We start from the raw sequence: 10,412 nt of genomic DNA, 5'->3' as shown, positions 1-10,412 counted from the left end.
ATCACGGCATGGCTCGAGTCGGCCCGCGAGGGTGATCCCCAGGCGCTGGCCCGCGCCTTCGAAGGCCTGTACGCCGAACTCAAGCGGCTTGCCTCGGCCCGGCTGGGGCGGGGCAACGACGCCACGCTGTCGCCGACCGTGCTGGTGCACGAAACCTACCTGCGCCTGTTTGCCGGCGGCACGCTGCCGCTGGAAAGCCGCCAGCACTTCTTCGCCGCCGCGGCCCAGGCCATGCGCTGGATCATCGTCGACCATGCCCGCCGGCGCGTGGCCGAACGCCGCGGTGGCGGCCTGGTGCGGGTCGAACTGGACGAGGAGCTGGTGGACGAACTGCCGCCGCAGCGGGTGATCGAGCTCGACCAGGCGCTCGAGCGCCTGGCCCGCGCCAGCCCCGAAAAAGCCCGGCTGGTGGAGCTGCGTTTTTTCGCCGGCCTGGAGTTCCCCGAACTCGTGGCACTCCTTGGCCGCTCGGAACGTTCCTTGAAGAGAGACTGGGCCAGCGCCCGTGCGGCCCTGCACGCAATGATGGAATGAGCCCATGGCCGGTGCCGGCGACGACCCCGATTCAAGACTCTGGCAAGAGGCCATCGCGCTGTTCGAACAGCTGCGCGAACTCGACGACGACCAGGCCGCCCAGGCGCTGGCGGCCGCGCCGCCGGCGGTAGCCGAACGCGTACGGCGCATGCAGCGCGCCGACGCGGGCAGTGGCCCGCTGGACCAACGGCTGCCCGACGCCCATGCGCCGGAGCAGCTCGGCCGCTGGCGCATCGGCGCGGTGCTCGGCCGCGGCGGCATGTCCGTGGTCTATCGCGCGCGGTCCACCGTGGCGCCCGAGGACCAGGCGGCGGCGGTGAAGCTGCTGGCCCTGCCGGCGCCGGGCGAAGAGGCCCGGGCGCGCTTCGCCCGCGAAATCGACATCCTGGCGAAGCTGCGCCATCCCGGCATCGCGCCCCTGTACGACGCCGGCCTCGCGCCGGACGGCCGGCCCTGGTTCGCCATGGCGCTGGTCGAGGGCGAGGCCATCGACGCCTGGTGCGCCCGCACGCAACCGGGTACGCGCGCCATCGTCGAACGGGTGGCGGCGCTGGCCGACGCGGTGGCGCATGCGCACCGGCACCTGGTGGTGCACCGGGACATCAAGCCGGGCAATGTCATGGTGGATGCCGAGGGCGGCGTGGTGCTGCTGGATTTCGGCATCTCGCGCGTGCTCGAGGAGGGCGCATCCGAACTCACGAGTGGCGGCAGTTACCCGCTGACCCCGCGTTACGCCGCGCCCGAGCAGCGCCGCGGCGGACCCGTTTCCACCGCCACCGACGTGTACGGCCTGGGCGCATTGCTGCACACGCTGCTGCTGCGCGCGCCGCCGGTCCTGCCCGAACGCGCCGACACAGTGGTATTGCCCAGCGCCTGCGGCCTGCCCGTGGACCTGCAGGCCGTGCTGCGCAAGGCGCTGGCGCGCGAACCCGACCAGCGCTACGCCGGTGCCGCCGAACTCGCGACGGACCTGCGAGCCTGGCTGGATGGCAAGCCGGTGCAGGCGCGGCGCGGCGGTGCGGGCTACCGGCTGCGGCGTTGGCTGCGCCGGCATCCGCTGCCGGCGGCGCTGGCCGTGGCCCTGGTGGCCAGCATCGTGCTGGGCAGCGCCGCCAGCCTCTGGCAAGCCGGCGAAGCCCGCGCCCAGGCCCGGGCAGCACGCCAGGCCCAGGTTGAAGCCGAAGCCGCGCGCAGCCGCGCCGAAGCCGTGCGCGACTACGTCGCCGAAATGCTGGCCGCATCCAACCCCAGCCTCGGTCGCGAAACCACCGCCGCCGACCTGCTCGACGCCGGCGAGGCCCGCGTGGACGCTGCCCTGGAGGCCGGCCAGCCCGAAGTCGCCGCCGACCTGCTGCGGCTGATCGCCCGGGCCCGCACAGCCCGCGGCGAGTACGACGCCGCCAGCGCCCTCTTCGAACGCGGCCTGGCCCTGGCCAGAAAGACGCCGGGCCTGGAGCCGCGGCTGCACTGGAGCCTGCTGGCGGACTATTCCTCCCAGCTGCGCACGGTGGGCGAGGTGCGTCGTTCCGTGGCGCTGGCAGGCGAGGCGCTGGCCATGGCGAGCGAACACGGCGCCGGCGAAACCGAGCTGCTCGACCTGCAGATTGCCATGGCCAGGGCGGAGTCCGTCGCCGGCGACAATGCGCAGGCGCTGGCGCGCATCCTTCCCCTGCGCGAACGCTTCCGCGCCGAGGACCTGCGCGGCACCGAGCTGCACCTGAAGTACCTGGAACTGCTGTCCACCGTCAACGCGCTGCTGCGCAACCCGGACGACCGCGAATTGTTCGAGGAAAGGCTGGACGTGGCGGCGAAGGTCTATGCCGACAACCCCGGCTGGCTGGCCTTCACCTACGCCGATGCCGTGCCGACGCTGCGGCGCTGGTCCGATTACCCGCGGGCGCAGGAACTGGCGGACGCCGCCGTGCGCGTCGCCGACCAGGCTTATGCCGAACCGAACGTGATTGCCGCCATCGCCTACTGCAATGCCGGCGGCCTGGCGCTTGAACGGGGCCGACGGCAGCAGGCCGCGGATCTGCTCGACCGCACCCTGGCCATCGATGCGGCGCTCAAGCGTGTGCACGTGCACGCGCTCAGCTGCGTGCTGCACCGGGCCGAGCTGCGCGCCCTGGCCGGCGACACCGATGGCGCGCTTTCCGACGTGGCCGCGGCCGACGCCATGCGTGAAGCCCTCGGCCAGGGCCGCGACAGCCGCTGGTTCGCCAACGGCTGCGCCTACGCCGTACGTGCCCACCTGGTGGCCCGGGACCTGGCCGCCGCGCATGCAGTGCGCGCCAGCTGCCCCGACGCTGCCGCCGAAGCCGCGCTGGTCCAGGTGGATGCGGAACTGGCCCTGCGCGACGGCGACCTCGCCGCCGCCGCGCAATTCCTGCCAGCGCAGGCCGAAGGCAGCGTGCCGCAGGCGACCGCGCCGGTGACCCTGCGTCCCTGGCGGCTGCGCCTGGCCCTGCTCGATGCCACCGACCCGGCGGCGGCCGCGGAGCTCCGGCCCGCCGTGCTTGAGGCCGTGAAGGCCATGCCCGACCCCTGGCAGGGCCGGGATACCGCATATCGCTGCCTGGCGACTCCGGGCGCGGCGCTGGAGTGTCCCGGCGCCTTGTGAATTCGGCGGGCGGTGGCACGATTTGAACCCGGCTGACGTATAAACCCGACGTCCCCCGGAAACCGACCAGGAGTTTTCCATGCGCCTTCGCCCCGCCTTCTTCCTCGTGCTCCTGCTGGCCCTGCCGCTGCCCGGCGCGGCCCAGGACCTGGGTCGTTCGCTCACGCGCACCGCCGAGCGCGCCGTGCAGAGCGAGATCGAGCGAGCCGTCGACCGCGAAGTACGACGCGTCACGCGCTGCGCCCTGGGCGACGAACGCTGCGCCAGCGAAGCCCGCCGCCGCGGCGAGGACGTCGAATACGTCGACGATCGCGGTCGCGTCACCGCGCCAGCCGCGCAGCCCGGCCAGGCGGCGCCGGCATCCGGCTTCCGCGTGCTGCCCTACGCCGGCTCGCGCCTGCGCGACAGCCAGGAGCGCGCCTTCGATGAATACCAGCTCGTCACCGGCCGCGAAGACAACGGCGACCTGCGCAGCCGGCGCCTGGAAGGCCGGGTCAGCAAGGACGTTTACGACAATCCGGATGGTCGTTCGACGCTGGAGATCGAACGCAACTACGAACAGGCCCTGCGCGGCCAGGGCCTGCGCATCGTGCATCGCTGCGCAGGCCGGAATGAATGCGGCGGCACCGGCACCCGTGAAGCCAACTGGACCCGCGTGGCCGACATGAACATCGGCGTCGGCGGCGACTTCCGCTACCTGGCCGCGGAAGGCCAGGTCGCCGGCCGCGCGATTGCCGCGGCGGTGATGGTCAACAAGCAGCGCAGCTGGGTGTACGTGGTCGAAGGCGAGGCCATGCAGACCGGCCAGGCCGGCGTGGACGCGACCGAGCTGGCGGCAGAGCTGGCCGTGGCCGGCAAGGTTCGCCTCGACGGCATCTACTTCGACACCGGCAAGGCCAGCCTGCGCCCGGAGTCCGACGATGCATTGGCCCAGGTGGCCGAACTGATGCGCGCCGATCCGTCGCTGGTGCTGGAAATCGTCGGCCACACCGACGACGTGGGTGACGCCGCCGCCAACCAGCGCCTGAGCGAAGACCGCGCGCTGGCCGTGCGTTCGGCCCTGGTCATCGAACACCGCGTCCCCGACCGGCGGCTGCGTTCGCGCGGCGCCGGCGAGTCCGAACCGGTGGCACCCAACAGCAGCGACGCCGGGCGGGCGCTCAACCGCCGCGTTGAACTGGTGAAGCCATGAACGCGCGTTCCGTGACCCACGGCCTGCTGGCGGTCGCCGTACTGGCTCTGGCCGGTGCGGCCCCGCCGTCGCAGGCGGCGGACTTCAGCGCCAACAGCCGCTTCCCGGACAACCCCGAGAGCGAGCTGGGCCTTTACCGCTTCGACCTGCGCATCCGCCAGAACATCGATTCCTCCGAGGGCATCGGCGCGATCACGTATTACGTGAACTCGGCCGACAACAGCATGATGATCCCGGCCTCGGGCCTGGGTGCGTGGTGGCCGGGCGGCGAATTCGCCCAGGGCCGGCTGGAGTTCGTCATCCGCCAGGCGGACGGCGACTTCATGGCCTGCGGCCAGCACCAGGACCTCGGCCCCGCGTGCCTGCTTCTGGGCGATAACTTCGGTCCGGCCTTCGGCTGGCTGCGCCACATGACCTGGCACCGGCAGTTCCTCGATTCCATCGCCGAGACCCCGCAGGCCCTGGGCGAAGGCCCGGGCGGCGGCGCCCGGGGCGTGCGCGGCCGCGGCCAGGATGCGTACCTGCAGATGTGGTTCGACCCCGGCACCAGCACGGTGGCGACGCAGATGCCCTTCCTGGGCCTGGGCGTTGGCGTGATGAAGGATTTCCGGGTGCGCAGCAACCGCACGGTCAGGCGCCTGCGCGTGGAAGGCATGGACATGGACGGCGGCGACCTGGTGATGGACCTGCTTGAACTGGTGCCCGCGCGCGCCAGCCAGGACACCTCGATGTACCGCTTCGTCACGGCCTTCACCACCCAGGGCGTCGAGGAAGCCGTGCAGCTGGGCCAGCAGGGCCTGTCGCTGCAGGCCCAGGCTCGCGGCATCCAGGAAGCACTGGACGCCTGCCCGAAGGGCCGGGACGGGCGGGATTGCCGCGAGCGCGAACGCGCCCGCATGAAGGCGCTCGAAGACCAGTTCCGCCAGCAGGCGCTCGACTACGGTCGCCGCCACGGATTGCCGGTGGACGACTGAGGCGCCGCGTCGGCGGCGGATCAGGCGGGGTCGGGCAGGCCGAAAAATGCAGCGGCGGCGGCGGTGGTTGCCGCCGCCGTGATGGCCAGGTCCTCACCGCGGTCGCGCGCCAGTTCTTCGACGATATGCGCCAGGTACATGGGCTCGTTGCGGCGGTGGCCGGGCATCGGCCGCACGGTGCGCGGCAGCAGGTAGGGCGCGTCGGTTTCCACCATCAGGCGGTGGCTCGGGATGTCCTTCACGAACTCACGCAGGTGCTGGCCGCGGCGTTCGTCGCACAGCCAGCCGGTGATGCCGACGTGCCAGTCCTGGTCGAGGTAGTCGAAACATTCCGCGCGCGTGCCGGTGAAACAGTGCACCACGACCGCGCCGAGCTTGCCTTCGAATTCCTTCATGATCGCCATGAAGTCGCCGTGGGCGTCGCGCTGGTGCAGGAACAGCGGCAGGCCGGTTTCGGCGGCGAGCTCCAGCTGGCGTTCGAAGGCCAGCCGCTGCGCCGGGCGCGGCGAAAAATCGCGGTGGTAATCGAGCCCGCACTCGCCGGCCGCGACGATCTCCGGCTCGGCCTGCAGCGCGCGCAGTTCGGCGATGGCCTCGGCCGTGCATTCAACCGCGTGGTGCGGGTGGATGCCCGCGGTCGCCCACAGCAGGCCGGGGTGCGCACGCGCCAGTTCCAGCGCCCGCACCGAGCCGGCGCGGCTGGCGCCGGTCACCACCATGCGCTGCACGCCGGCGGCGCGCGCGCGCGCAAGCACGGCATCGAGGTCGTGGTCGAAACTTTCGTGGCCCAGGTTGGCGCCGATGTCGATAAGGTCCATGTCCGCGATTCTACCGACGCGGCGTCAACGCCGCCGCGACGGCCGCGTTATCGGGCACATGGTCCCCGCCCGTCCGCTGCTGTTGTTGGCCCTGCTGCTGGCCGCCCTGGCGACCCCGGCGCGCCCGCTGCATGATTTTCGCGCCGCGGACGCCGCGCTCGAAGCGTTGGTGCAGGTCCACGGCCTGCCGGGCGCGTCGCTGCGCCTGGCGAACGGGCAGGGCGAAGTGCACCGCGTGCACCTGGGCGACTACGACGACAGCACGCGCGTGGGCATCGCCTCGGCCAGCAAATGGCTGTCTGCGCTGACCCTGGCGCGCCTGGTGGAATCGGGCCAGCTGCGCTGGGACAGCCGGGTCGGCGAGTTCATGCCGGAGGCGCCACCGGCCACGCAGGCGATAACGCTGGTCCAGCTGTTCTCGCATACCAGCGGCATCGACGCCGGCGAAGCGTCCTGTCTTTCCCGGCGCGACACCACGCTGCAGCGGTGTGCCCTGGACATCCTGGCCATGCCCCTGCTTTATGCGCCGGGCACGGCCTTCGCCTACGGCGGCAATTCGATGCAGGTGGCGGGCGCGATGGCAGAGCGCGCCACCGGCCGCAGCTGGGACGCGCTGTTCCTTTCCGAAGTGGTCGCTCCCCTGGGCTTGCGTGACACCGACTGGAGCGCGGGTTTGCTGCGCGAGGGTTATGTCGCCAATCCCAATCCGCGCATCGGCGGCGGTGCGCGTTCGACCCTGGCCGACTACGGCCGGGTACTGGACATGGTGCTGGCTGGCGGTGATGTCGCGGGCCAGTCCTTCCTCGACCCCGCCAGCCTGGCGACCATGGCCGTGGACCGGGCGGCCGGGCTGCCGGTCCTGCACAGCCCGGAAGGCACGGAAGGACTGGGCTACGGCTATGGCTTCGGGCAATGGGTGGAGGCGCGTGATGCCTGGGGCGCGACGACCCGGGTTTCCAGCCCCGGCGCGTTCGGGTTCACGCCCTGGGTGGACTGGCGGCAGGGCAGCAACGGCATCGTGCTGGTGCATGGCAATGGCCGCGCCATGCGCGCGGACCTGACCGCGCTCGAGCTGGCCTGCATCCAGGCCCTGGACCCGCGGCGTTATCTCCAGGCGACTCCGGTGCCGGTCGCTGCCCCAGCGGCCGCTTCGGGCGAAGGGCGCGCCGCGCTCGACGTTGCCGGGCGCGCTCACTAGCCTAGGGCGGTGAACGCCGCCCCCCGACCCGAATTCCCCATCACCGAACTGCTGCCTGCCCTGTGCGCGCAGCTCGAACGGCACCCGCGCCTGGTGCTCGAGGCGCCGCCCGGTGCCGGCAAGACCACCCAGGTGCCGCTGGCGCTGCTTGATGCGCCCTGGCGCGGCGATGGCCGCATCCTGATGCTGGAACCGCGGCGCGTGGCCGCGCGCGCCGCCGCCGGTTTCATGGCCCGCCAGCGCGGCGAAGCGCCCGGCGAAACGGTGGGCTATCGCATCCGCTTCGAAGCGAAGGTGTCCGCGCGCACCCGCATCGAAGTGGTCACCGAAGGCATCCTGACCCGCATGGTGCAGGACGACCCGACGCTGGAAGGCGTGGCGGCGGTCATCTTCGACGAATTCCACGAACGCCATCTGGCGGGCGACCTGGGCCTGGCCCTGGCCCTGGACGTGCAGTCGCAGCTGCGCCCCGACCTGCGCATCGTGGTGATGTCGGCCACGCTCGACGGCGAGGCGCTGGCGCGTTTCCTCGACGCCCCGCGCCTGACCAGCGCCGGCCGCAGCTTCCCGGTGACCGTGGCGCACTTCCCGGCGCGCCGCGAAGAAAGCACCACGGCGCAGCTGCGGCGCTGCATTGCCGAGGCTCTGGAAAAACATCCCGGCGACCTGCTGGTGTTCCTGCCGGGGCAGCGGGAAATCGCGCAGGCGCTGGCGGCGCTCGGGGCAGAGGGGGCCATCGCCGGCGACATCCAGGTGCTGCCCTTGCATGGCGACCTGTCGGTGGACCAGCAGTCCGCCGCGCTGAGCCCCGACCCGCAGGGCCGTCGCCGCATCGTGCTGGCCACCAACGTCGCCGAGAGTTCGGTCACGCTGCCCGGCGTGCGCGTGGTGATCGACCTGGGCCAGGCGCGCGAGCCGCGCTACGACCCCAACTCGGGATTTTCGCGGCTCGAAACCGTGGCGATTTCCCAAGCTTCGGCCGACCAGCGCGCCGGTCGCGCCGGCCGCGTTGCCGAAGGCTGGGCCTACCGCCTCTGGCCCCAGTCGCAGCGCCTGGAACCCATGCGCACGGCGGAAATCGCCCAGGTCGAACTGGCCGGCCTGGCGCTGGAGCTGGCGGCCTGGGGCAGCGACGCACTGCGTTTCCCCGACCCACCGCCGTCCGGCGCGATGGCCGCCGCGCGTGAACTGCTGCAGCGGCTGGGCGCACTCGATGTCGACGCGCGCATCACCGCCTTCGGCCGCCGGCTGCTGGCACTGGGCACCCATCCGCGCCTGGCCGCGATGCTGCACGCCCCGACCGATCCCGAAGACACCGCCCTGGCCTGCGACCTCGCCGCGCTGGTCGAAGCCCGCGACCCGCTGCGCGAGCGCAGCGACGCCCTGGCGGCACGCTGGCAGGCGCTGGCCGCGTTCCGGGCCGGCCGCACGCCGGGGCAGGCAAACCGCGGCGCCCTGGCCGCGATCGACGCCGCCGCCCGGCAGTGGCGACGCCGCCTTCGCTGCGAGGCATCGCCCCCTGCCGACGCACCGGCGCACCGCCTTGGCGACCTGCTGGCGCACGCCTTCCCCGACCGCATCGCGCGCCAGCATCCCGGCGACCCGCGCCGCTACCAGCTGGCCAATGGCCGCATGGCACGCCTGTTCGACGACAGCGCGATGTTCGGCGAACCCTGGCTGGTCGCCAGCGAATTGCGCTTCGAATCGCGCGATTCGCTGGTGCTGCGCGCCGCCCCTGTGGACGAGGCGAGGCTGCAGCGCGACTTCCCCGAACGGTTTTTCGAAGGCGACGTGGTGCGCTGGGACGCCGACGCCCGCGCCCTGGTCAGCCGCCGCGAGCGCCGCTTCGACCGCATCACGCTCGAATCCAAACCTGCCGGCCGGCCCGACCCGGCGCTGGCCGCGCAGGCCCTGACCGACGCCGTCGGCGAGCTCGGCCTGGACGCGCTGCCCTGGACCGACGCCCTGCGGCAATGGCGCGAACGCGTGCGCTGCCTGCGCGAATGGCTGCCCGGGTTGGGCCTGCCCGACCTGTCTGACGAGGCGTTGCTGGAAACCCGCGGGCGCTGGCTGCAGCCGGCCTTCACCGGCAAGACCCGCCTGGACGCGCTGGACGAACAGACCCTGGGCGAGGCGCTGAAATCCGGCATCGACTGGTCGCTACGCCAGCGCATCGACGCCCTGGCGCCGCGGCGGATCACCGTGCCTTCCGGCCAGGAACGCCCGGTGACCTATGCCCTGGGCAGTGCGCCGGTGCTGGCGGTGAAACTGCAGGAGCTGTTCGGCCTGGCCGACACGCCGCGCGTGGCCGACGGCCGCGTGCCGGTGCTGCTGCACCTGCTTTCGCCCGGCGGCAAACCCCTGCAGGTCACCCAGGACCTGCGCAGTTTCTGGCACAGCACCTACCCGGAAGTGCGCAAGGAAATGAAGGGTCGTTACCCCCGCCACCCGTGGCCGGACGACCCCTGGACGGCCACCGCCACCCACCGCGCCAAACCGCGCGGCACCTAGACGGCCGGACAGGCGGCTGCGCTGCGTTCATGTCTTTCAGGTTAGGCTGTATCGGCAAGTCCCTCGTTTCACCAATGATTTCCGGAGACCCGACATGAGCAAGACGAACAAGATCGTTTCGACCGCCATGGCCAAGCTGGGTGATGCCGGCGCAATGGCGAAAAAATCCTGGAACAAGGCCGACCTGGCCAAGAAGGCTGGCGCCCTTGTCAGCGCCGGTGCCGGCGCCGCCGCCGTCAAGCGTGGCTCCAGCGCCGCGATCAAGGCCGTGCGCAAGCACCCGGTTGGTACCGCCGTCGGCGCGGCTGCGCTGGCTGCCGTGGGCGCCGCGGTTTACGCGGTGAACAAGCGCAAGAAGGCCGCCGCCGCCGGTGCCACCGCCAAGAAGTCCACCCAGGTGGCCGCCAAGAAGTCGACGGCGAAAAAGGCCGCGGCCAAGAAGGCGCCTGCCAAGAAGGCCGCCAGCAAGTCGACGGCGCGCAAGTCCGCCGCGAAGAAGGCGCCGGCCAAGAAGGCTTCGACCCGCAAGACCGCGGCAAAGAAGGCCGCGCGCTAAGACTTCCGT

At 72.0% G+C, this 10,412-nt stretch carries 8 protein-coding genes; 7 read left to right on the top strand and 1 reads right to left on the bottom strand.

What is annotated here, in order from left to right; all coding sequences use genetic code 11:
- The 4 genes from AACZ35_RS08805 to AACZ35_RS08790 all read left to right on the top strand — a co-directional run.
- The coding region (locus AACZ35_RS08805; protein ID WP_339828293.1) for an ECF-type sigma factor at positions 1-534 on the top strand (534 nt) is incomplete at its 5' end.
- Between the two features lie 4 nt (positions 535-538).
- The gene (locus AACZ35_RS08800; protein WP_339828292.1) at positions 539-3,154 is read left to right on the top strand and encodes a serine/threonine-protein kinase; all 2,616 of its coding nucleotides are present in this window, start codon (positions 539-541) and stop codon (positions 3,152-3,154) included.
- 79 nt (positions 3,155-3,233) lie between these two features.
- Positions 3,234-4,346, top strand: a complete 1,113-nt coding sequence (locus AACZ35_RS08795; RefSeq protein ID WP_339828290.1) for an OmpA family protein — start codon at positions 3,234-3,236, stop codon at positions 4,344-4,346.
- A complete protein-coding gene (locus AACZ35_RS08790) occupies positions 4,343-5,320 on the top strand; it encodes a hypothetical protein (RefSeq protein ID WP_339828289.1) in 978 nt (325 codons plus the stop codon). The genes AACZ35_RS08795 and AACZ35_RS08790 overlap by 4 nt, the downstream gene beginning before the upstream one ends.
- A 20-nt stretch (positions 5,321-5,340) precedes the next feature.
- Here the strand turns inward: AACZ35_RS08790 and AACZ35_RS08785 are convergent, their stop codons facing one another.
- Complete coding sequence (locus AACZ35_RS08785) at positions 5,341-6,138, bottom strand: TatD family hydrolase (RefSeq protein ID WP_339828288.1); 798 nt, start codon at positions 6,136-6,138, stop codon at positions 5,341-5,343.
- Between the two features lie 58 nt (positions 6,139-6,196).
- On the opposite strand from AACZ35_RS08785, the gene AACZ35_RS08780 reads away from it, so the two are divergent.
- The 3 genes from AACZ35_RS08780 to AACZ35_RS08770 all read left to right on the top strand — a co-directional run bounded on the left by AACZ35_RS08780 (position 6,197) and on the right by AACZ35_RS08770 (position 10,403).
- Complete coding sequence (locus AACZ35_RS08780; RefSeq protein ID WP_339828287.1) at positions 6,197-7,336, top strand: serine hydrolase domain-containing protein; 1,140 nt, start codon at positions 6,197-6,199, stop codon at positions 7,334-7,336.
- Between the two features lie 9 nt (positions 7,337-7,345).
- Positions 7,346-9,847: an ATP-dependent helicase HrpB gene (gene hrpB / locus AACZ35_RS08775; protein WP_339828286.1), complete on the top strand. Its 2,502-nt coding sequence runs from the start codon at positions 7,346-7,348 to the stop codon at positions 9,845-9,847.
- A 94-nt stretch (positions 9,848-9,941) separates the two neighbouring features.
- On the top strand, positions 9,942-10,403 hold the full coding sequence (locus AACZ35_RS08770) for a hypothetical protein (protein ID WP_339828285.1): 462 nt from the start codon (positions 9,942-9,944) through the stop codon (positions 10,401-10,403).
- Positions 10,404-10,412 lie beyond the last annotated feature (9 nt).

This window comes from uncultured Arenimonas sp., from assembly GCF_963976025.1.
Taxonomy (GTDB): Bacteria; Pseudomonadota; Gammaproteobacteria; order Xanthomonadales; family Xanthomonadaceae; genus Arenimonas.
This window is presented reverse-complemented; position numbering and strand designations above follow the sequence as displayed.

What these genes read in the sequence shown, in the direction of transcription:
- AACZ35_RS08785 (WP_339828288.1), bottom strand. Translation starts at nt 6,138, where the DNA reads ATGGACCTTATCGACATCGGCGCCAACCTGGGCCACGAAAGTTTCGAC.
- AACZ35_RS08770 (WP_339828285.1), top strand. Translation starts at nt 9,942, where the DNA reads ATGAGCAAGACGAACAAGATCGTTTCGACCGCCATGGCCAAGCTGGGT.
- AACZ35_RS08800 (WP_339828292.1), top strand. Translation starts at nt 539, where the DNA reads ATGGCCGGTGCCGGCGACGACCCCGATTCAAGACTCTGGCAAGAGGCC.
- AACZ35_RS08795 (WP_339828290.1), top strand. Translation starts at nt 3,234, where the DNA reads ATGCGCCTTCGCCCCGCCTTCTTCCTCGTGCTCCTGCTGGCCCTGCCG.
- AACZ35_RS08780 (WP_339828287.1), top strand. Translation starts at nt 6,197, where the DNA reads ATGGTCCCCGCCCGTCCGCTGCTGTTGTTGGCCCTGCTGCTGGCCGCC.
- AACZ35_RS08790 (WP_339828289.1), top strand. Translation starts at nt 4,343, where the DNA reads ATGAACGCGCGTTCCGTGACCCACGGCCTGCTGGCGGTCGCCGTACTG.